The 25,431-nt window shown below is 66.2% G+C and carries 23 protein-coding genes; 12 read left to right on the top strand and 11 right to left on the bottom strand.

Features of this window, described 5'->3' with window-relative positions; translation table 11 throughout:
- Position 1: 1 nt before the first annotated feature.
- Positions 2-2,089: a hydantoinase/oxoprolinase family protein gene (locus ACQY8M_RS03920; protein ID WP_428669181.1), complete on the bottom strand. Its 2,088-nt coding sequence runs from the start codon at positions 2,087-2,089 to the stop codon at positions 2-4.
- Complete coding sequence (locus tag ACQY8M_RS03915) at positions 2,086-3,987, bottom strand: hydantoinase B/oxoprolinase family protein (RefSeq protein WP_428669180.1); 1,902 nt, start codon at positions 3,985-3,987, stop codon at positions 2,086-2,088. Before ACQY8M_RS03915 ends, ACQY8M_RS03920 begins: the two co-directional genes overlap by 4 nt.
- Before the next feature lie 36 nt (positions 3,988-4,023).
- Between ACQY8M_RS03915 and ACQY8M_RS03910 the strand changes: the two genes are divergently transcribed.
- From ACQY8M_RS03910 to ACQY8M_RS03895, 4 genes are read left to right on the top strand one after another with little or no spacing between them, the layout of a single operon-like run.
- Positions 4,024-5,073: a TRAP transporter substrate-binding protein gene (locus ACQY8M_RS03910; RefSeq protein ID WP_428669179.1), complete on the top strand. Its 1,050-nt coding sequence runs from the start codon at positions 4,024-4,026 to the stop codon at positions 5,071-5,073.
- Positions 5,074-5,092: 19 nt separating this feature from the next.
- Positions 5,093-5,674, top strand: a complete 582-nt coding sequence (locus ACQY8M_RS03905) for a TRAP transporter small permease subunit (RefSeq protein ID WP_428669178.1) — start codon at positions 5,093-5,095, stop codon at positions 5,672-5,674.
- A 1-nt stretch (position 5,675) separates the two neighbouring features.
- Positions 5,676-6,968, top strand: a complete 1,293-nt coding sequence (locus ACQY8M_RS03900) for a TRAP transporter large permease (protein WP_428669177.1) — start codon at positions 5,676-5,678, stop codon at positions 6,966-6,968.
- Between the two features lie 31 nt (positions 6,969-6,999).
- A complete protein-coding gene (locus ACQY8M_RS03895) occupies positions 7,000-8,247 on the top strand; it encodes a glycosyltransferase (protein ID WP_428669176.1) in 1,248 nt (415 codons plus the stop codon).
- 34 nt (positions 8,248-8,281) lie between these two features.
- Here the strand turns inward: ACQY8M_RS03895 and glnT are convergent, their stop codons facing one another.
- From glnT to ACQY8M_RS03865, 6 genes are all read right to left on the bottom strand, one after another.
- Positions 8,282-9,565 (bottom strand): type III glutamate--ammonia ligase, encoded by a 1,284-nt coding sequence (gene glnT / locus ACQY8M_RS03890; RefSeq protein WP_428669175.1) that lies wholly within the window; start codon positions 9,563-9,565, stop codon positions 8,282-8,284.
- Between the two features lie 65 nt (positions 9,566-9,630).
- Positions 9,631-11,997, bottom strand: coding sequence for a CaiB/BaiF CoA transferase family protein (locus ACQY8M_RS03885; RefSeq protein ID WP_428669174.1), 2,367 nt, complete (start codon positions 11,995-11,997; stop codon positions 9,631-9,633).
- A gap of 4 nt (positions 11,998-12,001) precedes the next feature.
- A complete protein-coding gene (locus ACQY8M_RS03880; protein WP_428669173.1) occupies positions 12,002-13,090 on the bottom strand; it encodes an ABC transporter ATP-binding protein in 1,089 nt (362 codons plus the stop codon).
- 141 nt (positions 13,091-13,231) lie between these two features.
- Positions 13,232-14,518: an extracellular solute-binding protein gene (locus ACQY8M_RS03875; RefSeq protein WP_428669172.1), complete on the bottom strand. Its 1,287-nt coding sequence runs from the start codon at positions 14,516-14,518 to the stop codon at positions 13,232-13,234.
- A gap of 30 nt (positions 14,519-14,548) precedes the next feature.
- A complete protein-coding gene (locus tag ACQY8M_RS03870; protein ID WP_428669171.1) occupies positions 14,549-15,379 on the bottom strand; it encodes a carbohydrate ABC transporter permease in 831 nt (276 codons plus the stop codon).
- Between the two features lie 8 nt (positions 15,380-15,387).
- Positions 15,388-16,281 carry a carbohydrate ABC transporter permease gene (locus ACQY8M_RS03865; RefSeq protein ID WP_428669170.1) on the bottom strand — a complete coding sequence of 298 codons (894 nt, stop codon included), beginning with the start codon at positions 16,279-16,281 and terminating at the stop codon, positions 15,388-15,390.
- Positions 16,282-16,378: 97 nt separating this feature from the next.
- On the opposite strand from ACQY8M_RS03865, the gene ACQY8M_RS03860 reads away from it, so the two are divergent.
- On the top strand, positions 16,379-17,407 hold the full coding sequence (locus ACQY8M_RS03860) for a lysine-2,3-aminomutase-like protein (protein ID WP_428669169.1): 1,029 nt from the start codon (positions 16,379-16,381) through the stop codon (positions 17,405-17,407).
- Here the strand turns inward: ACQY8M_RS03860 and ACQY8M_RS03855 are convergent.
- Together ACQY8M_RS03855 and gcvA are read right to left on the bottom strand one after the other, a co-directional pair.
- Positions 17,395-17,802 carry a copper chaperone PCu(A)C gene (locus tag ACQY8M_RS03855; RefSeq protein WP_428669168.1) on the bottom strand — a complete coding sequence of 136 codons (408 nt, stop codon included), beginning with the start codon at positions 17,800-17,802 and terminating at the stop codon, positions 17,395-17,397. The genes ACQY8M_RS03860 and ACQY8M_RS03855 overlap by 13 nt on opposite strands.
- A gap of 30 nt (positions 17,803-17,832) precedes the next feature.
- Positions 17,833-18,759, bottom strand: coding sequence for a transcriptional regulator GcvA (gene gcvA, locus ACQY8M_RS03850; protein WP_428669167.1), 927 nt, complete (start codon positions 18,757-18,759; stop codon positions 17,833-17,835).
- A 141-nt stretch (positions 18,760-18,900) separates the two neighbouring features.
- Between gcvA and ACQY8M_RS03845 the strand changes: the two genes are divergently transcribed.
- Together ACQY8M_RS03845 and ada are read left to right on the top strand one after the other, a co-directional pair.
- Entirely contained in the window at positions 18,901-19,140 is a 240-nt protein-coding gene (locus tag ACQY8M_RS03845) for a DUF1127 domain-containing protein (protein ID WP_428669166.1), read from the top strand.
- Positions 19,141-19,277: 137 nt separating this feature from the next.
- Positions 19,278-20,351, top strand: a complete 1,074-nt coding sequence (gene ada, locus ACQY8M_RS03840) for a bifunctional DNA-binding transcriptional regulator/O6-methylguanine-DNA methyltransferase Ada (RefSeq protein WP_428669165.1) — start codon at positions 19,278-19,280, stop codon at positions 20,349-20,351.
- On the opposite strand, the gene ACQY8M_RS03835 is transcribed toward ada, so the two are convergent.
- A complete protein-coding gene (locus ACQY8M_RS03835; RefSeq protein ID WP_428669164.1) occupies positions 20,285-20,851 on the bottom strand; it encodes a Smr/MutS family protein in 567 nt (188 codons plus the stop codon). The genes ada and ACQY8M_RS03835 overlap by 67 nt on opposite strands.
- 45 nt (positions 20,852-20,896) lie before the next feature.
- On the opposite strand from ACQY8M_RS03835, the gene ACQY8M_RS03830 reads away from it, so the two are divergent.
- The 5 genes from ACQY8M_RS03830 to rpsT all read left to right on the top strand — a co-directional run bounded on the left by ACQY8M_RS03830 (position 20,897) and on the right by rpsT (position 24,897).
- A complete protein-coding gene (locus ACQY8M_RS03830) occupies positions 20,897-22,234 on the top strand; it encodes a tetratricopeptide repeat protein (RefSeq protein ID WP_428669163.1) in 1,338 nt (445 codons plus the stop codon).
- Positions 22,231-22,896 (top strand): YggS family pyridoxal phosphate-dependent enzyme, encoded by a 666-nt coding sequence (locus ACQY8M_RS03825; protein ID WP_428669162.1) that lies wholly within the window; start codon positions 22,231-22,233, stop codon positions 22,894-22,896. Before ACQY8M_RS03830 ends, ACQY8M_RS03825 begins: the two co-directional genes overlap by 4 nt.
- Positions 22,897-22,906: 10 nt before the next feature.
- Complete coding sequence (gene mutM, locus ACQY8M_RS03820; protein WP_428669161.1) at positions 22,907-23,746, top strand: bifunctional DNA-formamidopyrimidine glycosylase/DNA-(apurinic or apyrimidinic site) lyase; 840 nt, start codon at positions 22,907-22,909, stop codon at positions 23,744-23,746.
- 33 nt (positions 23,747-23,779) lie between these two features.
- Positions 23,780-24,556, top strand: coding sequence for an enoyl-CoA hydratase (locus ACQY8M_RS03815; protein WP_428675305.1), 777 nt, complete (start codon positions 23,780-23,782; stop codon positions 24,554-24,556).
- A gap of 77 nt (positions 24,557-24,633) precedes the next feature.
- Complete coding sequence (gene rpsT / locus ACQY8M_RS03810) at positions 24,634-24,897, top strand: 30S ribosomal protein S20 (protein ID WP_428669160.1); 264 nt, start codon at positions 24,634-24,636, stop codon at positions 24,895-24,897.
- The last annotated feature ends 534 nt before the right edge of the window (positions 24,898-25,431 follow it).

Below are 25,431 nucleotides of genomic sequence, written 5' to 3'. Positions count from 1 at the left end.
ATCAGCCCAAGGCAATCACGATGTTGCCCGCTGAATCGAGGCTGGCCGTCGCGTCCGGCGGCACCACGCAGGTGGCGTCGTACTCCTCGATGATCATCGGCCCGCTGCGCTCGCTCGCGAGGTCAGAGCGGCGCAGGATCGGCGTCTCGATCCAGCCGGCGTCGCCGAAATACGCACGCCTCGGGGGCGGCGGCAGGGGTTCGGCGCGGCTCGGCTTCAGGCGCTCGGGAATGCCCGAGCCTTGACGCAGGCCTTGCCCGACGATCTGGATCGAGACCAGCTCGACCGGCTCGTCCTTGCCGGCGCGATGGCCGTAGGTCTTCTCGTGCTCCTGGCCAAAGGCCTCCTCGAGCAGTCCGACCATGGGCTCGTCGATCGGCCCGTCCGGCACCGGCACGGTAAGCTCGTAGCTCTGGCCCTGATAGTGCAGCGCCGCCGACCGCCGCAGCCGCATATGCACCTCGGCAAAATCCTCGGCCGCGAGCTGAGCCCGCGCCTGATCGGCCAAGGTGCCCCAGGCCCGCCCGATCTCGGCAAGGTCGGCCTGGCGCAGCAGGCGTCGGAACGTCCGCGAATAGTGATGCTCGACATCGGCGTAAAGCAGGCCAAACGACGAGAAGAGACCCGCCGACGGCGGCACCACCACCCGGCTCATGCCGAGCGACTTCGCCATGCCGCAGGCGAAGAGTGGCCCGTTGCCACCGAAGGCGAATAGCGCGAACTCGCGCGGATCGCGGCCGCGCTCGGTCGAGACCGACTTGATGGCGCGGATCATGTTCGACGCTGCGATCAGATGGGCGCCGTAGGCCGCCTTCTCGAGGTCGAGCCCGAGCGGCGCCGCCACCTTGTCCTGGAACGCCTGGCGCGCCTTGCCGGCATTGAGCGCCAGCGCGCCGCCGACGAGATGGCCGGGATTGATGTAGCCCAGCACCACATTGGCGTCGGTCACGGTCGGCGTCTCGCCGCCCTTGTCGTAGCAGACCGGTCCGGGCAGGGCGCCGGCGCTCTCCGGCCCGATCTGCAGCGAGCCGCCGCCGTCGATCCAGACCAGCGAGCCGCCGCCCGCGCCGACCTCGGCGAGATCGATCGCCGGAACCTTCAAGGTGTAGCCCGCACCGGTGAGCAGCCGAGAGCCGGTCATGATTCCGGCGCCGACCGAATATTCCGCCGCGCGTGTGACCTCGCCATCCTCGACCATCGAGGCCTTGGCCGTCGTGCCGCCCATGTCGAAGGTGATGATCCTGGGCAGCGACTTGGCGCGCGCCAGCGACTGCGCGCCAACCACGCCGCCCGCGGGGCCGGACTCGATGATGTTCATCGGCCGCTCGGCCGCCGCCTGGTCGCTGGTCAGCCCGCCGTTCGATTGCATCAGCAGCAGGCGCGCCGGTATGCCCGCGCCGTCGAGCCCGACACGCAGCGCGCGCAAGTAGCTCGCCACGATCGGCATCACGTAGGCGTTGATCACCGTCGTCGAGGTGCGCTCGTACTCCTTGATCTCTGGCAGCACCTCGTAGCTCACGCTGAGCTTCAGCCCCGGTGCCTTGCGCTCGAGGATCTCCTTGATCATCAGCTCGTGGCGCGGATTGGCAAAGGAATTGAGCAGGCAGACGGCGATGGCCTCGACCTTCTCGGCGAGCAGTGCATCGACCGCGCGCTCGGCGTCACGGATGTCGAGCGCCCGCTCGATGCGGCCGCGCGCATCGACCCGCTCGTCGACGACCTGACGCAGATAGCGCTCGACCAGTGGCGCGGGCTTCTCCCACGCGAGGTCGTAGAGCTTCGGCATGCGCAGCGTGCGGATCTCCAGCACGTCGCGGAACCCCTTGGTCGTGATCAGCCCGACCCGCGCGCCCTTGTGCTCGAGGATCGCGTTGGAGGCGACGGTCGTGCCGTGGCGAATCTCCTCGATCACCCCGCCGGCCAAGCCGGTTTCGGTGAAGAGCTCGCTCAGGCCTTCGACGATGGCCTGCGCATAGTTGCCGACGCTGGAGGAGATCTTCTTGGTGTGAAGCGTGCCATCGGCACCCAGCAGCACGATGTCGGTGAAGGTGCCGCCGATGTCGACACCCACCCGGTAACGGTCGCTCATTCTGCGGCCCGCACCTTCGCCTGCTCGGGCTTGGGCGGATCGTGCCATTGCACCTTGGGCACGACCTCCCAGCCGCGGGCGCGCCGGATCTCCTCGCGCCGCGCCGCGGTCGCGGCCGCATCGACCGTCCAGCGCGTGGTGTCGACGATCACGCCGTAATCGTCGGCCGCCTTCCGTGCCGACAGCAGCTCGTTGCGTACGTCCTTCAACACCTTGGCCGGCTCGCGCTCGAGCGGATCCCCCCAGCCGCCGGCACCTGCCAGCACATGGCGGAAGATGTCGCCCTTGCGGATGGTCATGGTGAACTTGCCGGGCAGCACGCGATTCTCGGCTTGCGGGTTCAGGTAGTTCTCCGAGGGGGCGCCAGGGCTGCCGCCATAGAGGCCGAACGGCCGATGATCCCGCCGATCCGAACGGACCTGCAGGGTGCCCTCGTCCTCGAGGAACTTGTAGTCGCGCCGGAACGGCACGCCGCCGCGGTACTTGCCGGCGCCCGCCTTGTCGGCGACGAACTCGTAGGCCAGGAGCTGGATCGGTTCTTCGGCCTCTGTCACCTCGATCGAATGCGAGGCCATGTTGGCCATCATGTGGCTGTTGCCGTCGAGCCCGTCGGACCACGGCCTCGCGCCCCAGGCGCCGCAGGTGAAGTCGACATAGATGAACGGTTTGCGGGCCGCATCGTAGCCACCGATCGAGATGCCGGTGTTGCCGCCGTCGCCCGCCGCCTTGACCTTGTCGGGCAGCATCATCGCCAGCGCGCCGAACATGCAATCGACCATTCGGAAGCCGGTCAGGCCGCGCGCTGCGCAGGCCGCCGGCAGCACGCCGTTGCCGACGGTGCCCGGCGGGCAGATCACCTCGATGGCGCGGAACACGCCCTCGTTGTTGGGAATGCCAGGCGGCAGCACCGAGCGGATGCCGCAGTAGGAGGCGGCCTTGGTGAAGGAGAGCGTGTTGTTGATCGCGCCCTTGACCTGCGGGTTGGTGCCGGTCCAGTCGACCACCATGTGGTCGCCGGCCTTGCGGATGGTGACGAACAGGCGGATCGGCACGCCGTAGTCGACGCCGTCGTCGTCGATCCAGTCCTCGAAGCTCCATTCGCCGTCCGGCAGCTTCGCGAGCGACGCGCGGGTCAGGCGCTCGGCATAATCGACCGTCTCGTTCATGAAGGCCGTGGTCTGGTCCGGCCCGTACTTGCCGACCAGCTCGGCGAACTGCTGCTCGGCAATGTGGCACGCGGCGAGCTGAGCGCGCAGGTCGCCGAACACCTTCACCGGCAGCCGCACGTTCTTCTCGATGAAGGTCATGATCGTCTTGTTGAGCGTGCCCGCCTCGTAGAGCTTGAGCGGCGCGATGCGCAGGCCCTCGGCGTAGATCTCGGTCGAATCGGAGGCGTTCGATCCCGCGACACGCCCGCCGACGTCGGTGTGATGGCAGACGGTGCAGGCGAAGGCGAGCCGCCTGCCCTCGTGATAGAGCGGCTTGAAGACGAAGATGTCCGGCAGGTGCATGCCGCCGTCGAATGGATCGTTCATGATGAAGACGTCGCCTACATTCATGTCGTCGCCATAGTGACGCATGATCGATTCCATTGCCGTCGGCACCGAACCGAGATGGCCCGGCAGGGTCAGACCCTGGGCCACCAGCTTGCCGTTGGCGTCGGCGAAGCCGGTCGAGTAATCCATGTTGTCCTTGAGCACGCCCGAATAGGTCGTGCGGAAGACGGTCAGCGCCATCTCGTCGGCGATGGAGAAGATCGCGTTCTTGAACAGCTCGAAGGCGATCGGATCTTTGGGGTCGGTGGGATCGGACATGCGCCGCATGTTGCCGGGGTTGGTGACGGCCGGCAACGAATCAACTATCGAAAGGCTCTTTCGCTTGGCGCGTATCTTGCTCACACTACCCCCGTCATGACGGGGATGGGGAGACGACGGATGCTCAAGCATTGGCTGACGGGTTTGACATTGGCGGCCGCCATGATCACCGGCGCGGCGGCGCAGGACCTCCCGAAAACGCAGTTCAAGGTCATCGGCCTGAACAGCCCGACACCCGTCTCTATTTATGATGAGGTCCCGTTCTGGCGGAAGACCATTCCCGAGGCATCGAAGGGCGCCGTTACCGCCGACATCACGCCGCTCGACCAGATGGGCATCGACGACAAGACCATGCTGCGGCTGCTGAAGCTCGGCGTCATGGACTTCGCCGCCATGGACATCTCCAAGATGGCCGGCGACGACCCGCGCTTCGAGGCCTGTGACCTCGCCGGCCTGACCCTCGATCCCGACAAGGCCCGGGCTGCGTGCAACGCCTATCGCGGCGTGATCGATCGCCAGATGCAGAAGAACTGGAACGCCAAGCTTCTGGCGTTCGGTGGCAACACGCCACAGGTCTTCTGGTGCCGCGATGTGATCAGCGGCCTCGATGGCTTCAAGGGAAAGAAGATTCGCGTGTTCAACAACACGATGCGCGACTTCCTTGGCGGCGTCGGCGGCACCGCCGTCTCGATGGCTTTCGCCGAGGTCGTGCCCGCCCTCAACAACGGCGTGGTGGACTGCGCCGTGACGGGCAGCCTGTCGGGCAATACTGCCGGCTGGGGCGAGGTGACCAAGTCGATCTATCCCATGTCGCTCGGCTGGAGCATCAACGTGCTGGCGGTCAACCTCGACAGCTGGAAGCGGCTCGATCCCAAGGTCCAGGCTTTCCTGACCGAGCAGTTCAAGGCGTACGAAGAGAAGATGTGGGCGACCATCAAGAAGACCACTGCCGAGGCCGACAACTGCAACACCGGCCAGCAGCCCTGCACGATGGGCAAGCTCGCCAAGATGACAATCGTGCCGGTGAAGCCGGAGGAGGCCGCGACCCACAAGAAGCTGGTCGAGGGGGCGGTCCTGGCGGGCTGGGCCAAGCGCTGCGGCAGCGCCTGTGCCAAGGAGTGGAACGAGACCGTCGGAAAGGCGCTCGGGCTGACGGCGCCGACTCCCTAGGCGTCGGCAGGCCAGCGCAATGTCCGGCCTGCGGCGCTTCGCCCAATGGGGCCTGTGGTTCGGCGGCGCGCTGGTGCTGCTGGCAGCTGTCCTCATCGGCATCGATGTCCTGATGCGCAAGTTCCTCGACCGTTCGATCGGCGGTGCCGATGAGCTCGCGGGCTACGCGCTCGCGATCGGCACTGCCTGGGGGCTCGGAGCGGCACTGCTCGATCGTGCTCACATCCGCATCGACTCGCTTTATGTGCTGTTCCCGCAGAAGCTGCGCCTCACCCTCGATATCGTTGCACTCGTCCTTTTCGTCAGCTTCTTCGCGCTTACACTGTGGCACGGGCTCGGTGTCGTGTCGCAGTCGTGGATCTCGGAATCGCGCAGCCAGTCGGCGCTCGAGACTCCGACGATAATCCCGCAGGTGTTGTGGATCGCAGGCCTCGCTTCCTTTGTCTTGGTCGGACTCGTCCTGCTGATCCACGCCCTCAGGGTCGGCCTCTCCGGCGACCTTCGCGGAATGGCGCAATTGATCAGCACGCGCTCCGCCGAGGAGGAGGTCGAGGATGAAATCCGCGACCTGAAGAATCGCCAGGTCGGTGGAGGCAACTAGCGTGCTGGGCATCACCCTCCTGATCCTGCTCGGCCTGCTGGCGCTGGCGATCCCGGTCGCGGCAGGCCTCGGCGTTCTCGGCCTGTCGCTGTCGGCGATCTATTCCAAGCTGCCGCTGTCGCTGGCGATGGGCGAGATCGCCTGGGGCACTTCGAACAACTTCCTGCTGGTCGCCATCCCGTTCTTCGTGCTGCTGGGCGAAATCCTGCTGCGTTCGGGCATGGCCGAGCGCATGTACGGCGCGCTGGTGCTGTGGGTGCCGTGGCTGCCCGGCGGGCTGATGCATTCCAATATCGCGGCCTGCGCGATGTTCGCGGCAACCTCCGGCTCGAGTGTCGCCACGGCGGCGACCATCGGCACCGTCGCCCTCGGCGAGGTCGAGAAGCGCGGCTATTCGGAGCGGCTGTTCCTCGGCACGATCGCCGCCGGCGGCACGCTCGGCATTCTCATCCCGCCTTCGATCAACATGATCGTCTATGGCGTGCTCACCGAGACCTCGATTCCCAAGCTCTATCTCGCGGGGTTCATCCCCGGCCTCTTGCTGGCAACCCTGTTCAGCCTGACCGTGCTCGTCATCTGCCTGATCAAGCCGTCGATGGGCGGCACGCCGACCTCGACAAGCTGGGCGCAGCGCTTCGCGGCCCTGCCCGACCTGATCCCGCCCCTGGTGATCTTCCTGGCGGTCATCGGCTCGATCTATGCCGGCTGGGCGACGGCGACGGAGTCCGCCGCGCTCGGTGTGATCGCCGCCATCGGGATTGCCGCCGCAAACCGGCGGCTGACCGTGCGCACGCTGCTCAATGCCTTCGAAGGCACGATGCGCACCACCGGCATGATCATGGCGATCCTGCTGGCGGCCTATTTCCTGAACTTCGTCATCACCTCGATCGGCCTGACCGGGCAGGTCAATCGCTTCATCACCAGTCTCGGCCTCAGCAAGGTCGAGCTGCTGGTCGTCGTCGTGATCTTCTACTTCATCCTCGGCATGTTCATGGAGACGCTGTCGATGATGGTGGCGACGGTGCCGATCATCGCGCCGATCGTGATCAACGCCGGCTACGATCCGATCTGGTTCGGCATCATGGTCATCCTGCTGATGGAACTGGCGATGATCACCCCGCCGGTCGGCATCAACCTCTATGTCGTCCAGGGCCTGCGCAAACGCGGCAAGATCGACGACGTCATCATCGGCACCTCACCGTTCGTCATCACCATGCTGCTGATGCTGCTGATCCTGTCGATCTGGCCGACGATCGCCCTGTGGCTGCCGCAGATGGCGGCGACGACGCCTTGACCGAACCTGCTCAGTCGAGGAGCTGAGGGCCGTGCCGAACGTCCTGTTCGTCCATAACGGCGCCCCGGGGCGCTTCGCGTTTCTCGCCGCGGCGCTGCGTGAACGGGGCTGGACGGGTGCGCTGATCAACGGCCCGACCGGAACCGACCTGGAGGGCATGGCGAGCATTCGCTGGCGACCCAGCGGGCCGCAGCAGGGCTCGCCGCGCAGGCTGGTCCGGCAGGCGGAGTCGCAGCTGGTCGCGGGTGCCGGCGGGGCGGAGGCGGCGATGGAGCTTCGCCGCAACGGCTTCCTGCCTGACCTGATCGTCGGCCATCCCTCCTGGGGCGAGATGCTGTTCCTGCGCGAGGTTTTCCCGGACACCCCGCAAATCCAGGTGGGCGAGTTCTACTACCGAACGCAAGGTGCGAACTTCAACTTCGACCCCGAGTTCTCCGCGCCGTCGCTGGAGGCCGCCATGGTCCAGCAGGCGGGCAACGCCGCCTTCGCGCTGAGCTTCGCTCAGGCCACCCGCATCGTCGCGCCGACACCCTATCAGGCGAGCACCTATCCAGGCGTATTCCAGCCGCTCATCAGAGTGGTGCACGAGGGCGTCGATACCCAGGCGGCGCGTCCTTTCCCACAAACGCAGCTGACACTTCGAGATGGCACCATTCTGGACCGTTCAACGCCGGTAATCACCTTCATCAATCGCCGTTTCGAGCCGTTGCGTGGGTTCCACGTGTTCATGCGCGCGCTGCCCCGCTTCCTGTCCGAGGTTCCGGACGCGCACGTCCTGATGGTCGGCGCCGACGATCCCGACACCTATGGACGACCACCGCCAGAAGGCTCCTGGAAGCAACGGCTTCTCGGCGAGGTCGGCGACCGGCTCGATCCCGCGCGTGTCCACTGGGTGGGGCCGCTACCCTATGAGCAGCTCTTGTACGTCTTCGCCGCTTCGTGGGCGCACGTCTACCTGACCTATCCTTTCGCGCTGTCCTGGTCGCTGCTCGACGCCATGGCTTGCGGCTGCCTGATCATCGGGTCCGACACCGCTCCCGTACGCGACGTGGTGCGCCACGAGGAGAATGGGCTGCTCGTCCCTTTCTTCGACGTGGACGCCCTCGCGGCCCAGCTCGCTGAGGCTTGCCGCAAGCCCGAGCGGTTCCGGCGTCTGCGCGACAACGCTCGCGCCACGGCGGTGGCGGAGTACGATCGCGCCACCGTTTGCCTGCCCAAATGGCTCGACGTGGTCGACGAAGTGCTGGCTGAGCAGCCCCCCTTGAAAGGCCATAAGTAAGCGAGCCTGAAGCTGGCAGTGTGGAAGAGCGTGATCAGACATCCAGCGTGTTCGCCCGCTCCCAGGGCGAGAGGTGGCGGGAGTAGGCGTCCCATTCGGCGCGCTTCAGCTTCACGTAGGCCGGCGTGAGGTCGGGCAATAGCGGCGAGGACTCGAAGAGCCGTAAGGCGTCGAGCAGGTTCTGCGGCAGCTTCTTGGCCTCGACCGTGCTGCCGCACGTGTACATGTTGATGTCGAGCCGCTTGCCCGGATCGCGCGCCTGGGCGATGCCATCGAGACCCGCCGCGAGGATGCCGGCCTGCAGCAGGTACGGATTGGCCGCGCCGTCGGCCAGCCGCAGCTCGAATCGGCCGGGCTCGGGAATGCGGATCATGTGCGTGCGGTTGTTGCCGGTGTAGGTGATCGAGCTCGGCGACCAGGTCGCGCCCGAGGTGGTGGGCGGCGCGTTGATGCGCTTGTAGGAATTGACGGTCGGATTGAACACCGCCGCAAGCGCGGCGGCCGAGTGCAGCATGCCGGCCAGGAACTGGTAGCCCAGCGCCGAGACGCCCAGCTCGCCCGCCGGATCGTCGAACAGATTCCGGCCGTCGGCCCACAGCGAGACATGGGCATGACAACCGTTGCCGGTGAGATCGGCGAAGGGTTTCGGCATGAAGGTCGCACGCAGTCCGTGCCGCTCGGCGATCGAGCGGACCATGTACTTGAAGAAGGAATGCCGGTCGGCGGTGACCAGGGCGGTGTCGTACTGCCAGTTCATCTCGAACTGGCCGTTCGCGTCCTCATGGTCGTTCTGATAGGGCCGCCACCCCAGCGCCTGCATGGCGTCGCAAATCTCGGCGATCACGTCGTAGCGCCGCATCAGGGCGGCCTGGTCGTAGCAGGGCTTCTGCTGGCGGTCGGCCGAATCCGCGATCTCCTTACCGTCGGGCGAGATGAGAAAGAACTCGCACTCGACGCCGGTCTTCATCTCGTAACCCTTGGCGCTCGCCTCGACGATCAGCTGCTTCAGCACGTTGCGCGGCGCATGTTCGACCGGCTTGCCGTTCATCCAGGCATCGGCGGCGAGCCAGCCGACCTCCGGCTTCCACGGCAGCACGATCAGGCTCTCGGGATCCGGGATGGCGAACAGATCGGGATCGGCCGGCGTCATGTCGAGCCAGGTCGCGAAGCCTGCGAACGCCGCCCCGGCCTTGGCCATGCTGCCGATCGCCGAAGCCGGCACCAGCTTGGCCCGCTGAACACCCATCAGGTCGGTAAAGGAGATCAGAAAATATTTGAGGCCGCGCTCTTTCGCGACAGCCTCGAGATCGGTCGCCATATCGCTCTCCCCCGTCTCCGGAGGAGCAAGCAAGATTAACGCCGCTTGCTGACGGTCCTGGCAGCCTAGCCCGTCATCGCACGCGCCTTTCGCTGCGCCGGCGGCAACGCCTCGGTGCCGATCACGCCCTCGCGCCGGAGCCGCTCGATTTCGCTCTTCGACAGGCCGAGCACCCCGGTCAGCACTTCTTCATTGTACTGGCCGAGCGTCGCCGCCGGAGTCGTCACCGTGACGGGTGAGTCAGACTCGCGATAGGGCGGCGAGGGCTGCGGGTGGCGACCGACATAGGCACGCTCGATCCATTGCCAGAAGCCACGCGCCTTCAGATGTGGGTCGTCAATGAGCTCGACCGGGTGGCGCACTACGCCCGCAACCACGCCTGCTCGCTGTAGAATTTCCATCGCGTCATCCGCGGAACGCCGGCATGTCCAGGCGGCAACGGCGCGTTCGATCTCCTCTTCGGTGGTGCGCGGGCCCCTCCAGCCGATGACCTGCGCGAGTGCCTTCCACATCGCATCGTCGGTCGCGGCGACGAATATCCACTTGTCGATGCCCGACGACGGAAAGACGCCGTGCGGCCTGTAGAGCGGATGGCGGTTGCCAGCGCGCGGCGTGATGCGCCCGGTTGCGGACTGCTCGATCGCCCAGGCCGCCGCGAACGGCAGCATGCACTGGACCTGGGAGAGATCGATGAACTGGCTCTGTCCCGTCCGCTTGCGATGAAGCAACGCAATCAGCATCGCCGAGCAGGCATTGAGGCCACCGACGGCGTCGCCGAAGGCGAGATGGTTCATCATCGGCGGATCATCGGGGCGGCCGGCGACGCTCGGCAGGCCGGAGCCCTGTTCCAGAGTCGAGCCGTAGGCCCGCGTCTCCTTCCACGGGCCGGTGCTGCCGAAGGCAGCCATCGAGACCATGACCAGCGACGGGTTCACCTTGGCGAGCTCGGGGTAGTCGAGGCCGAACTTGCGCAGCACCTCGGCGGAATAATTCTCGATCACCGCATCGGCGCCTTTCACCAGCGCCTTGGCGAGCGCCACGCCTTCGGGAACGGTGAGGTCGAGCGTAATCGCGCGCTTGCCGCGGTTCATGATGTTGAAGCGGTGCGACTTCTCGTAGAGCCGCTGCGTCACCGTCTCGATGCGGTTGTCGACGCCTCGCCACCAGTCGGGATAGCCGCAGGCCTCGATCTTGATCACGTCGGCGCCGAGATCGGCGAGGTTGCGCGTGCAGATCGGCCCGGCCCAGCCCATCGACAGGTCGATGATGCGGAGTCCCGTGAGGGGCCGCCTGTCGTCCTGAGCGGCGCGAAGGACCTCACGCTCACTCCAAAGAACGCCTTTTGAAGGAGCGTCAGGTCCTTCGCTCCGCTCAGGACGACAGAGGGCGTTGTGCTCGCCGAGATCCGGAACGCGCCCTCCGAAGTTCGCTGGCGTCGCGGTGAGATGAAACGGCGAGCCCGGCGCCTCGATGGTCTGGTCCCCGATCGTGATCGGCACGATCGCCTTGCGGCCGCGGAACACCGGCCAGCTCAGCACCTGCGCCATGTCCGGCACGATCGCGAATGGCAGGCGCAGCTCGAGACCGAGTGCGAACCATTCCTCGGCCGTGCGATCGAGGAAACGCGGAATGAAGCGCGCCTCCAGTGCGTCGGCCCGCGCCAGCCGTTCGCCGCCCATGACGTGATCGGGATCGCGGCCGAGCTCGGGCATGCCCATCAGGTCGCAGAAGGACTTCCACTGCGCCGGCGTGACGATGGTGATGCCGATCCAGCCCTGCTTGCAGCGGTAGACGCCCATCGGATAGGTCGGCGTGAAGCGATTGAAGCCCCAACGCTTCTGTGGGCCCGTCGCCCAGCCTTCGATCGCCTGATACTCGGCGAGCGCGACCGTCGCCTCGTGGACGCTCACCTCCCAGGTGCGGCTGCGTCCGCCAATCAGCGCCGCCATCGCCGGAATGAAAGTCGCAAGCCCGCCCATGATCGCCGACTGATAATCCGGCAGAGTGAGCGGCGGCCCTTCGGCCGGCCCGATCAGCTGCACGAAGCCCGCGAGGGCGCGGCACATCGCATCGGTCGCCTTGAAGTCGCGATACGGGCCCGATTTGCCGAACCAGCTCAAATCCACCGCCACGAGGTGCGGATGGGCCGAATGGTCAAGGCCGGTCGAATCGATCAGCACCTGAGCGCCGCCCAGCAGCGCATCAAGATCGACCGCATCCGACGTGACGCTCTTCTTGCCGTAGTTGAGATAGGCGAACCAGCCGCTGGTCTTCGCGTCGATCATCGGCGGGAACGTGCGTGCCGGATCGCCCCCGGGCGGCTCGACCTTGATGACCTCGGCGCCGAAATCGGCGAACAGCCGAGCGGCATAGGCGCCAGCCGGCAGGGTCCCCAGCTCGACGACCCGGTACGCAGACAAAGGACGCGTCATTTCTTCAGGCCACGATTGCGCTTTCGGTGTCGGGATCGAAGAAATGCAGCCGGCCCGGCGGCGCCGACACGCGCACACGGTCGCCGGCCGCGACCGCCGTCTCGGCCGGCACGCGGGCGATGGTGATGCGGGTCGTGCCGAGTCGGGCTTCGAGCAGGATTTCGGAGCCGAGCTGCTCGACGACCTCGACGACGCAATCGAAGGAGCGGCCTTCGGCTCCGTCGCCCAGCACCAGATGCTCGGGCCGCATGCCGAGGATGACCTTGCGGCCGCGATACGCCTCCAGCGCGCGGCTAACGGGTTCGGTCACCACGAGGCGAAGGCCGTCGGCCGTCACCGCGAGATCGGCGCCCACCGTCACCTCGATGAAGTTCATGGCCGGCGCGCCGATGAACCCGGCCACAAAGCGATTCACCGGCTTGGAATAGACCGACAGCGGCGTGCCGACTTGCTGGACGCGGCCATCCCGCATCACAACGATCCGGTCGCCCAGCGTCATCGCCTCGACCTGGTCGTGGGTAACGAAGACCGAGGTCGTCGGCACCTGGGCATGCAGGCGCTTGATCTCGATGCGCATCTGGGCGCGCAGCTTGGCGTCGAGGTTGGACAACGGCTCGTCGAACAGGAAGACGAGCGGATTGCGCACGATGCAGCGGCCGAGCGCCACCCGCTGCTGCTGGCCGCCCGAAAGCTGGCGCGGCTTGCGCTTCATCAGCTCGTGCAGGCCCAGGATTTCGGCCGCCCGGTCGATCCCCGCCTTGATGTCGCTCTCGGGCACCTTCTTGTTGCGCAGGCCGAAGGCGAGATTGTCGTAGACGTTCATGTGCTGATAGAGCGCGTAGTTCTGGAACACCATTGCCACGTCGCGGTCGCGCGGCGGCAGATGGTTCACCACCTTGTCGCCGATCCGGATTTCGCCGCCCGAGATGTCCTCCAGCCCCGCGATCATGCGCAGCGTGGTGGACTTGCCGCAGCCCGACGGGCCGACGAGGGCCACGAACTCCTTGTCGGCGATCTCGAGGTCGACGTCCTTCACGGCATGGTGCAGCGACCCGTAGTGCTTGTTGAGCTTGGAGAGGGAAATCGACGCCATAGCAACTCGACTATCATGCTCCTCTTCCCCGCTAGGGGGAGAGGCGGGGAGAAGGGGTTACAGACGATCTTCGCAGCACCCTCTCCTAGCCTCTCCCCCTAGCGGGGGAGAGGAACATGAGAGAGATGCTGTCTTCCTTCGCTACTGCGCCGCCTTGCTGACCAGCGGCGCGCCGTCGACCAGGACCTTCGCGATGTCCTCGCGCTTGCCGGTGACGGCCTTCGTGACGGTGTCGTTGAACGCCTTGTGCACCGCCGGCCAATTCGGGAAGTAATAGGCGCCGCGCACCTTGTTTGGCGAATCGAGCACCGCCTCCTTCAGCAGCTTCATGAAGGGATCGGCCGCGGCGATGTCGGGCCAGAACTCGGTGTTCGGCGGGGGTGCGCCGGTCGCCTTGAACATCTTCATCTGTCCTTCCTTGTCGACCATCATGGCGGCAAGCATCTCCTTGGTCAGCGCCTTGCGCTCCGGCGAGATCGACTTCGGAATTGCCCAGCCCCAGATGTCGTCCCACGCGAACGGCTCCTTGCGGTTCGGTCCGAGCGGGAAGCGGGCGGCGCCGATCTTGCCCGCCATCTTCGACTTGGCCGGATCGTTGAACGTGCCCCACCACAGCGAGTCCGCGACGGTGAAGGCGGCGTCGCCGCCCATGAAGATGGCGTTGGCCTCGTTGCGGTCGTAGGCCGGCATGCCGCGCGGCGAGATCTTGTGGGTATTGATCGCGTCCCACCAGTATTCGACCGTCTCCTTCATGCAGGGTTCGGCGAGCATCGACTTCCAGCCGTTGGCCGCGAGCTTCGCGTTGTCGCGTTCGTAGGGCGGCGCGAGCACGTCGCAATTGTTGCCCCACATCGACCAGAACCAGCTGAACCAGCTGTGGTTCATGGCCATGCCGCCGACATAGCCGAACTTCACCTTGTTGGCCGCCTGCAGCTTCTTCGACGTCTCGACCAGCTCGGCCAGCGTCTTCGGCACTTCCTCGGGCTTCACCAGATCGCTGCGATAGAAGAAGACGCTGAAGGTCTGGCCCATCGGCACGACAGTGTTCTGGCCCTGGGCGTTGCCGAACACGACTTTGTCCATGCCCCACTTCTCGGCGTACTTCAGGGCGTCGATGTCGTCGGTCGGCTCGAGCAGGTGGGCCCAGAGCTGGCCCCAGTCGTCGTTGTGCCAGATCACGTCGTACTGGTCGGAGTTCGACGTCAGCGACGCCGTCATCTTCTCCACATAGACGCCGTAGGAGTTCGGCACCTTGACGATCTTGATGCCCTTCTTGGCGCCCCAGGTCTCGAACATCGCGATCGAAGCGTCCTGGATCGGGCTCGGCTGGTAGCCGATCCGCAATTCCTTGACCTGCGCATTCGCCGCGCCGGCCGCAATGACGCAGGCCGCTGCTGCAGCCAACGCCCGTCTTCCCAACCTGAACATGTCGTCTCCTCCTCTGTGCTTGTTGTCTTCTTAGATCCGCAAACCCCGGATCACGTACTTCTGCCCGAACAGCGCCAGCAGGAACGCCGGCACCAGCGCCAGGACCGCCGTGGCGGCCATCAGGTTCCAGCGCAGCCCCATCTCGGTGACGAACTGGGCCATGACCACGGTGATCATCGGCACCTTGTTGCCGGTCAGAATCAGGGCGAACAGGAACTCATTCCAGGTGAACAGCCAGCACAGCACGCCCAATGCGGAGATCGCCGGGATCGCCGACGGCAGGGCCACGCGCAGGAACGCGCCCCAGCGCGTGCAGCCGTCGATCAGGGCGGCATGCTCCATCGAGGGATCGATGCCGTCGAAGAAGCCCTTCATCAGCCAGGAGAAGAAGCAGATGTGGACGGCGATGTGCGGCAGCAGCAGCCCGAGATAGGTGTCGTAGAGCCCCCAGCTCTGCGCTACGAAATAGAGCGGGATCACCCATGATATATAAGGCACGCAGCGGAACACATAGATCGTGCCGAACCAGGTGCTCGAGGCCGGCCCCTTGAAGCGCGACAGCATGTAGCCGCTCGACACCGTCACCAGCAGCGAGAAAACGGTCGCCAGGGTGGAGATCAGCGCCGAATTGACGAAGGCCTGGACCAGCCGCTCTTCCTGCAGCACCTCGGCGAAGCTCGCGAGGGTGAACTCGGTTCCGCGATGGACGTAATAGACGCCCGACTCGGGCCGCAGCGACGTCAGGATCAGCCACAGAACGGGGAAGGCGAACAGGAAGCAGATCACGAACAGCGCCAGCGCGAACAGCGCACGCCGCCCCAGCAGGGGCATCCAACCGAACAGCAGGGGTTGGCGAACCATGGCCATCGTCAGCTCTTCGTCACGCGGTCGACCAGCCGGTACATCCCGATCCCGACCACCAGGATGATGAGGCCGCCTACGATCGCCGCCGCCGAGCCGCGGCCGAGATCGAGATTCAGGAAGGCCAGCACGTAGGCATAGAGGCTGAACAGCTCGGTCGAGCGGCCGGGGCCGCCGCCGGTCAGGGTCCAAACGATATCGAAGGTGCGGAAGGCGTCGATTGCCCGGATCACGACGCAGACCACGATCACCGGCTGAAGCATCGGCAGGGTGAGGTGGGTGAACACGCGCCAGGTCGACGTGCCGTCGATCTCGGCCGCCTCGAACGGCTCCTTGGGCAGGCTCTGCAGGCCGGCCAGCAGCAGCAAGGTGAACCACGGTGTCCACAGCCAGATATCGGTCAGCAGGATGACGCCGAAAGCGGTCCAGCGCTGGACCAGCCAGGGCTGGCCTTCGAGGCCCAGCCCCTCGAGCACGGCGTTCACGATCCCGAACTGATCGTTGAACATCCAGCGCATCATGATGGCCGCAATCACCGGCGCCACCATCAGGGGCACGAGCAGGATCGTCTGCACCAGCCGCTGGCCCCAGAACGGCCGATTGAGCAGCAACGCGAGCGAGAGGCCCACGACCAGGGCGCCGAACACGCTCACGACCATGAACAGGAAGGTGTTCGGCAGGACGACTTCGAGGAACGCCGGGTCGGTGAGCACGGCCTCGTAGTGGGCCAGGCCAACCCAGATCTTCTTCGGATTGTAGAGCGCCCAGTCGCGGAAGCTGGCATTGGCGCCGATCGCGATCGGCACTACCTGGAAAAGGAGCAGAAGAAGCGCGGCGGGCGCGATCAGGAACAGCATGAAGCGCTGCTGCTCGCCGAATATCGGGCGCCGTCCGACCGCCATCCTCACCCCCAAAAGTGTTCCGTCGTTCTTTTTCTGCCGGGATGATGCTGGTTTTCGGAACTGGTTGGAAGAACCGTTTCCGGCTAATCACGCCCCGATGCAAACCCTGCGGTCCCTCGAAGCGCTGGAGCGCGAAGGCCTCGTCGCACCCGATCCGCGGCTCGCCGCCGCAGCAGAATCAATGGCAATCGCCCTCACGCCCGAGATGGCGGCACTGATCGACCGCGCCGACCTCGCGCACGATCCGATCGCGCGGCAGTTCGTGCCGAGCGCACAGGAAGCCGAAATCGCGCCGGAAGAACTGGCCGATCCGATCGGCGACGAGGCGCGCTCGCCGGTGAAAGGCATCGTGCATCGCTATCCCGATCGCGTCCTGCTGAAGCCGCTGCATGTCTGCCCGGTCTATTGCCGCTTCTGCTTCCGCCGCGAGAAGGTCGGGCCGGGCGGCGAGGCGCTGTCGGCGGACGAGCTCGCCGCGGCCCTCGCCTATATCCAGGATCGGGCGGAAATCTGGGAGGTCATCCTGACCGGCGGCGATCCGCTGATGATGTCGCCGCGCCGGCTGGCCGAGCTGATCGAGGCGCTCGACGCCATCACCCATGTCGCGGTGATCCGCGTGCACAGCCGCGTGCCGATCGTCGACCCCGGCCGGATCACCGACGAACTGGTGGCTGCCCTAAGGCCAGAGCGCGCGTCCGTCTGGCTGGCCGTGCATTGCAATCACGCACGCGAGCTGGCGCCCGTTACACGAACGGCCCTCGCGAAGCTTGCCGATGCCGGCATACCCTTGATGGGCCAGACGGTGCTGCTGGCCGGCGTAAACGACGACGTAGCCACCCTGGAGCAGCTCATGCGCGCGCTGGTTAGCGCGCGCGTGAAACCTTATTACCTGCATCATCCGGATCTGGTGCGCGGTACCGGACATTTCCGCGTCCCGATCGCGCAGGGTCAAGGGCTGATGAGAGCGCTGCGCGGACGCCTGTCCGGGCTGGCCCAGCCGACCTACGTGCTCGACGTGCCGGGCGGCCACGGCAAGGTGCCGATCGGCCCGGCCTATCTCGGCGACGATCCCGATGCGCTCACGGTGCGGGACGCTTTCGGCGAGACCCACCGCTATCCGCTGTAGCCTTCCGTCAGGGTCTGGTTGCCGATCGGCCCCTCGCTTTCGACCACCAGCTCGACCTGCCGCGTGCCGGCCTTCTCGAACGTCAGGGTCACCGGCACCTTGTCGCCTTTGGCGAGCGGCGCCTTCAGATCCTCGAAGAGCAGGTGGTAGCCGCGCGGCTTCATCGTGATGACGGTATCCGGCGGCAAGCCCAGGCCTCTCTCGATCGGCAACATGGTCATGGTGGGACCGGTGATCTTGATGCCCCGGATCGCGATCTTCCCGGCAACCGGGCTGGCGGCCGCGATCAGACGGTCGGCCTCCTTGGCCTTGTTGGTCAGGGTGAGGAATCCACCGGCCTCGAGGGCCGTGGCCGACGGGGTGCGCGCCCAGGGACGGCTGATATCGATGCTCATGGCGCCATCAAGCATTAGTTTTTGTCAGGGTCAACGGCGCGTGGCCGATGCGATCGCTACCGGCCGTCCCGCGCGCACCGGCGGGGCGCTCAGCTCCTCGACCAGCCACTCCTCGAACGCGCGCGTCTTGGGTCGGCCGGCCGAAGACGGCGGGCAGACGAACCACCACGCCTTGCCCGAATCGACGATCTGCGGGAAGGGCTGGTACAGGCGTCCCTCAGCAAGCTCTTCGCGGAAGAGCTGCGGCGGACCGACCGCGACGCCCGCGCCCTCCATCGCCGCTTCCACCGCGATCATCGTCGAGTCGAAGGTCAGCACGCGCTTGGGCTTGAAATCACCCATGCCGACGGCGCGCAGCCAGATCGACCATTCCGGGTCGTAGGTCATGTCGATGAACGGCACGCGTTTCAGATCGTCGAGCGTCTTCAGCTTGTCCTTGTAGCGCTTGCCGCACAACGGCGTGAGCACGTCGCTGAACAGCCGCGTGGCATGCAAATCGGGATCTGGCTGCACGGCAAAGCGAATCGCGCAGTCGAAATCCTCGCGCGCGAAGTCGACAGTCCGCATCCCCGTCGTCATGCGCACCTCGATCTCGGGGTGCTTGGCCTGGAAGCGATGCAGGCGCGGTGCGAGCCAGCCCAGCGCGAAGGTCGTGACCAGGCTGACGTTGAGCGTACCGGCATTGGCCTTGCGGCCGACCCGCTCGAGCGCGTTCGTCATGCGGTCGAACGCATCGCGCAGGTCGGGCAGCAATGCCTGGCCCTCGCCGGTGATCTCCAGCCCTCGCGGCCGGCGCACGAACAGCGCCACGCCGAGGCGCTCCTCGAGCGCCTTGACCTGGTGGCTGACGGCCGCCTGCGTGACGTGCAGTTCCTCGGCGGCATGGGTGAAGCTTGCGTGACGGGCAGCGGCTTCGAAGGCACGGAGTGCGTTCAGCGGCAATTGCGAGCGGCTCATCTAGGCAACCGGTTCATAGTTTTTCTATGTCTCCCCCAGAGCTTTCATCCTTTGCGCTATTCCATATGATACAGCAAATAGGGCACAGAAACGAGGTCAACGAGGCAATTCTGTCTCGGTCGCCTCAAACGGAGCTAAGCCATGTCGACCCTGTCCAGCGTGCGGGAAATCGCCAACGCGGGAACCCCTTCCTTCTCCTTCGGCCGCGCCGTGGCGCTGCTCGCCGGAACGGTCGTGGTCGGTGTCGAGGCTATCATCACCCGCTCCGAGCTGCGCAAATCCCGCCGCCAACTGGCCGAGCTCGATGATCGCCTGTTGCGCGACATCGGGCTGGATCGCGGCACCGCCCGTTACGAAGCTACCAAGGGCTTCTGGTCCTAATTGAGGGCTTCCGGGTCGGGGGAATTGCCGGCGGGCGCCGGATAGAGCAGGTTGGATTGTCCGCTTACATAGCGTCCATGACCCAGCTCTCTCCCTCCCTCCCCCCCAAGGCGCTCGCCAGCCCCTCCCGTGCTGGCATGCACCCCGACCCGGATTCCTGCTGGGCTGCCGTCCAGCGGCGCGATCGAGCGTTCAACGGCCGATTCTGGTTCTCGGTCCAATCGACCGGGGTCTATTGTCTGCCATCCTGCGCGGCGCGTCCGCCGCTGCGCAAGAACGTGGCCTTCCATCCCTCGCCGGAAGCCGCCGAAGCGGCGGGCTTCCGTCCCTGCAAGCGCTGCAAGCCGCGCGACTGGGAAGCCGAGCTCGGTCTCAGCCGGCCGGTCGCACGCGCCTGCGTGCTGTTCGATGCCGCCGACACCGACCAGCCGCCATCGCTCGGCGAAGTGGCGCGCAAGGTCGGCGTGACCGCCAACACCCTCAGCAAGCGCTTCGTGGCCGAGCTCGGCCTGACGCCGCGCGACTGGCTGATCGCGAGGAAGCGCGAGCGCTTCCGCAAGGCGCTGCGCTCGGGCGAGAAGGTGAGCGAGGCGCTGTACGGCGCGGGCTACGGTTCGCCGAGCCGCGTCTATGAATCGAGCGACAAGACGCTCGGCATGACACCCGCCACCTATGCCAAGGGCGGCGCCGGCGCTCATATCGACTACACCACGGTCGACTCGGACTACGGGCGCGTGCTGGTCGCGGCGACCCGGAAGGGCATCGCCGCGGTGTTCCTGGGCGACAGCGACAGCATTCTGGAGCGCGACCTGAAGGACGACTTCCCGGCAGCCGATCTCGAGCGCAACGATGCGGTGCTGGCGCCGCGAGTCAAGGGCGTCCTGGCGCGGCTCTATGGCCGCAAGCCGTCGGCGCTCGATGCGCCAGACGTGCCGCTCGACATCATCGGGACCGCCTTTCAATGGAAAGTATGGAAGGCGCTGACCGAGATCCCGGCGGGGCAGACCCGGACCTACGGCGAGATCGCCAGGAGCATCGGCGAACCCACGGCGGCCCGCGCCGTTGGCCGCGCCTGCGCGACCAACCAGGCGGCCGGGGTCATTCCCTGCCATCGCGCCGTCGGTTCCAGCGGTGCGCTGACCGGCTATCGCTGGGGCGTGGCGCGCAAGGAGCGGCTGCTGGCCGAGGAACGCCGGCGCAGCAGCACGTAGAAGGCGCCACTGCCGCCGTGGCGCGGATGGGCAGGCCGCACGCCTGCCACCCGCGCCCGGTTCTCCGCGCGGTCGAGCCAACTCGGGAACTCCGCCCGGATACGGCCGCCGAACACGCGACCTCCTTCGAGGCGCAGTCCCTTTCCGGTCACGATCAGGACGACACGGCGATTCTGGGCCGACGAGTCGGCGATGAAATGCGTGACGGCGCGTTCTGCCGCGGTCAGGGTCATGCCGTGCAGATCGAGCTTGGCCTCGGGCGTGCGCCGCCCTTTCGACAGCGCGCGATCGACGTCGCGATCGAAGGTCTGGTCGGCGACGCCGGGAGCTGCCTCCGTGCGCACCGCCACTCCGCGCGGAGCCGCAGCCGGCGCAATGAATCCTTTCTGTGGCGGCGCAGATTTCCCGGCCGTCGGCCTCGGGACGGTACGTGTCCGGCTGCCCTTGAGGGGCGTTACTCCGGCCATCGCCGCCCGGAACAGATCGACGTCCTTGGCCATGGTTTGATGTAGCGTCAGCCCCGAGGCGGGTCTACACAGCGCGCCATGGCAACCGCGCCCCAAGTCCAGCCCGATCCCGATCTACAGACCGGCCTGCAATATCTGCGCGCCGGCTGGTTCGATCGTGCCGAGCCGCTGTTCCGGATGGCGCATGCCCGCCACGGCGACCGGCCCGAGATCCTGCATTACCTGGCAGTGTGCCTGTCGCAGCGCGGCGCGCTCGGCGACGCCGAGGCACTGTGGCGCAAGGCGATCGCCAAGGACCCCAACGAGCCCATGCTGTCCTACAATCTCGGCTTGGTGGCCCGCCGGCTGGGCAAGCTGGACGAGGCGGCCAAGCGTTTCCGCGACACCATCCGCCGCGCACCGACGCATATCGAGGCGCGGCTGGCGCTGGCCGGCATCCATATCGACCAGAATCGCTTCGCCGCCGCCGAACGCGAGCTGTCCGAGGTGATCGGCAACCTCGATCGTGCGCTCGAGCACGCCGAGGGGGCCCAGCTCCGCCCGATGCAGGCGCGCAGCCGCAACATGCTGGGCCACGTGCTCTATCGCCTCGGCCACTTCGAACCGGCGCTCGAGATCCTCGAACTCGCCTTGCGCGACGCCGGCGAGGACGTGGCGCGGCGCGCGCAGATCCAGGGCGACCGCGCGCTGGCGCTCGGCGGCATGGGCCGTCACGACGAGGCGATTGCCGAGGCCGAGCAGGCGCTGACTCTGGCGCCGCAGAGCGCCAGCCTGAACCACGTCCTGGGCTTCGTGCTGTATTTCGCCGGCCGCGTATCGGACGCCATCGCACCGATCCAGAAGGCGCTCGAGATCGATCCGTCCTTCGCCCCGGCACTGAAGACGCTGGCGCGGGCCCAGTCCGCCGCTGGCCGGCTCACCGACGCCATCAACGTGCTGCTGCGCGCCCTGCGCCAGAATCCGCTCGATCGTGATGCCATCCTGCAGCTTTCGTACGCGTATATAGAGACCGAGCGCTTCCAGCAGGCGCTCGACACCTTGGAACCCTACCTCAAGTCGCTGCCCGACGACGTGGGGGCCCTCAACAACCAGGGCCTTGCGTTGCGCGGCCTCAAGCGCTTCGACGAGGCGCGCAGGGCGTTGAAGCGCGCCTCCCGGCATGCGACCGACGACCCTCTGGTGCTGACCAATCTCGGCGCGGTACTGGTCGATCTCGGGAGGCCGGCCGAAGCGCGGGCGCTGCATGAGCATGCCTTGCGCGGCCTGCCGGGCGATTCGCGGATCCTGACGAACTACGGCATCTGCCTCGCCGCCCTCGGTGAGCGCGATCGGGCCCGCGAAACGCTCGACAACGCGCTGGCGAGCAATCCGAACAACAACGACGCACTGGTCGCGCGCGCAGGCCTCGACGCATGAGCGCCGGCGCCGATCACCTGACGGAGGTCAAGGGCCGCATCGCCGAGGCGGCAAAGACCGCCGGCCGAACAGCGGCCGATGTAACCCTGGTTGCCGTGTCCAAGACGCACGGCGCGGATCGCGTCCGCGAGCTGCTCGATGCCGGACAGCGGGTGTTCGGCGAGAATCGCGTGCAGGAGGCGGAGGAGAAATTTCCCACGCTGAAAGCGGAATATCCCGACCTCGAGTTGCACCTGATCGGGCCGCTGCAGACCAACAAGGCGCGGGATGCGGTGGCGCTGTTCGACGTCATCCAGTCGGTCGACCGCGAGCGCCTGGCCGCGACCCTCGCCAAGGAGATGGAGCGCGCCGGCAAGCGGCCGGCCTGCTTCATCCAGGTCAATACCGGCGAGGAACCGCAGAAGGCGGGCATCCTGCCGGCCGATCTCGACGCCTTCGTCGCCGCCTGCCGCGACGTGCACAAGCTGCCGATCGTCGGGCTGATGTGCATCCCGCCGGTCGACGAGGAGCCGGCGCTGCATTTCGCGCTGCTTGCCAGGATGGCCGCGCGCAACGTACTCTCCAAGGTCAGCATGGGCATGAGCGCGGACTACGAGACGGCGGTGCGCCTCGGCGCCACCCATGTCCGCGTCGGCAGCGCGCTCTTTGGAGCGCGGCACTAGGCTCGAGCCCATGCCGGAGCTGCCCGAAGTCGAAACCGTCCGCCGTGGCCTCCTCGCGCGCATGGTCGGCCATCGCGTCGTTCGTCTGACCCAGCGCCGCAAGGACCTGCGCGTGCCGCTGCCATCCCGCTTCGCGCAGAAGGTCGAGGGGCGCACGATCCTCGCGATCGACCGGCGGGCAAAGTACCTGCTGCTGCGGCTCGACGACGGCCAGACCCTGATCGTCCATCTCGGCATGTCGGGCCGCATGACCCTGCACGATGCACGAAGCGCCTCCGAGCACCCTTTCGAGCGTCATGACCATGTCGTCTTCGATATGGACGATGGTTGGCAGGTTCGATTCAACGATGCGCGCCGCTTCGGCCTCATGCTGCTCGTGCCGACAGACGCCGTCGCGCAGCACAAGGCGTTCAAGGGGCTGGGTCCGGAACCGCTCGACGAGCTGTTCGATGGCGCGGCACTTGCCGCGCGGCTCAAGGGAAGACGCACGCCGATCAAGGCGGCTCTTCTTGATCAGAAGACCCTTGTCGGAGTGGGGAACATCTATGCCTGCGAAGCACTTTTCCTGTCCGGCATATCGCCGCGCCGCTCGGCACACACTGTGCAGGGCGATCGCGCCGCGCGCCTGGTCGGAGCGATCAAGCAAGTGCTGCTGCGCTCGATCGACGACGGCGGCTCGACCTTGCGCGATCATGTCCAGCCGGGCGGTGAGCTCGGCTATTTCCAGACGCGCTTCAACGTCTACGACCGTACCGGCGCGCCGTGCCCGACGCAGGACTGCGGCCATCTCGTCAAGCGATTGGTGCAGTCGGGTCGCTCGACCTTCTATTGCGCGCGCTGCCAGCGCTAGCTAGCAAGGGAGCCACAGGAGGAACGCGTGGCCATCACCTACGAGAACATTCAGACCGAGACAAAGGGCCGGGTCGGCATCGTTCGATTGAACCGGCCGAAAGCGTTGAATGCGCTGTGCGCCGATCTCGTGCGCGAGCTTGGACACGCGCTCGATGCGTTCGAGGCGGATACCAACATCGGTTGCATTGTGCTCACGGGAAGCGAAAAAGCCTTCGCTGCCGGTGCAGACATCAAGGAGATGAAGGACAAGTCGTACCAGGACGTCTTCCTGCAGGACTTCATCACCGTCGGCTGGGAGAAGGTGAGCCAGGTACGAAAGCCGATCGTGGCTGCGGTCGCGGGCTATGCGCTGGGCGGCGGGTGCGAGATGGCGATGATGTGCGATTTCATCATCGCTGCGGAGAACGCGAAGTTCGGCCAGCCCGAAATCACGCTCGGCACGATTCCCGGTGCGGGCGGCACGCAACGACTGCCGCGCTTCGTCGGCAAGTCCAAGGCGATGGACCTCGTGCTGACCGGCCGCATGATGGACGCCGCCGAAGCCGAGCGCTGCGGCCTGGTGAGCCGGGTCGTGCCGCTGGCCCAGCTGATGGACGAGGCGATCGGGGCGGCGGAGAAGATTGCGGGCATGTCGTTGCCCGCGACCATGGTCGCCAAGGAGGCCGTCAACCGCGCCTTCGAGACCACCCTGGCCGAGGGCGTGCGCTTCGAACGCCGGACCTTCCACGCCACCTTCGCATTCGACGATCGGGCCGAAGGAATGAGCGCGTTCGCCGAAAAGCGCAAAGCGGCCTGGAAACACCGGTGATTTCAACGACATGGCGCGGGGTTGACCGGCTTCCGGACGCCCCGTATAAGCGCGCCCTTCCAAAGGACGAGGACTAAATGGCTAATCACAAGTCGGCCGAGAAGCGCGCGCGCCAGACCGAGCGTCGCACCGCCGAGAACAACGCACGGCGCAGCCGCCTGCGCGGCTCGACCAAGAAGGTCGAGGAAGCGATCAAGTCCGGCGACAAGAAGGCGGCGGCCGAAGCGCTGAGGGCGGCGCAGCCGGACATCCAGCGCGGTGCCACTGCGCGCGTGATCGCCAAGAACGCGGCGGCGCGTCGCGTGTCGCGACTCAACGCACGCATCAAGGCGATGGCCTGATAGAGACGTCGCTCCTCGGAGACGATGAACGCCGCTCCCTTCGAGCGGCGTTTTGCTTTTTGGGGGGCGCGCCAAAAATTTTTCCGAAATTTTTTTGACCGATCGGAGCGAAGATCACTTGGCTGCCGATCGGCGAAGTTCATGCAATTCGCTTTTATCGGACGACGTGACGAGGCGGGCGCTAGATGTTGAGGGGCGTCATCGATCGTCGGTGCGTCACGCATCGCGAGGGCTACGAAACGATCGCGTTGTCAATCGGCGCACTTGGAGGACAAGTTGAATCACGTGCGGATGTTTCGATGTAGTCCGTTTGCGCTCGCCAAAGAGTCTGTCTAAGACTCGATCCATCGCGACGGGGCGTGGGGCACTGAGCGCGAGCCAAGGTGGAGATGGGGGGCAATCCTTCTCCGCTGAAACGAGTAAGAAGGAGACGAACCACAGCGCACCAGCAACATGACGATAGGCAGGAAGAGTGGATGTGTCGACGACACCATTCCACGAGCGATCGTCATCCTTGCGCGCTGTGATCTCGAC

It is taken from the genome of Reyranella sp., assembly GCF_965279465.1.
Classification (GTDB): domain Bacteria; phylum Pseudomonadota; class Alphaproteobacteria; order Reyranellales; family Reyranellaceae; genus Reyranella.
The sequence above is the reverse complement of the archived record's forward strand: the minus strand, read 5'-3'. Positions and strand labels throughout refer to the sequence as shown.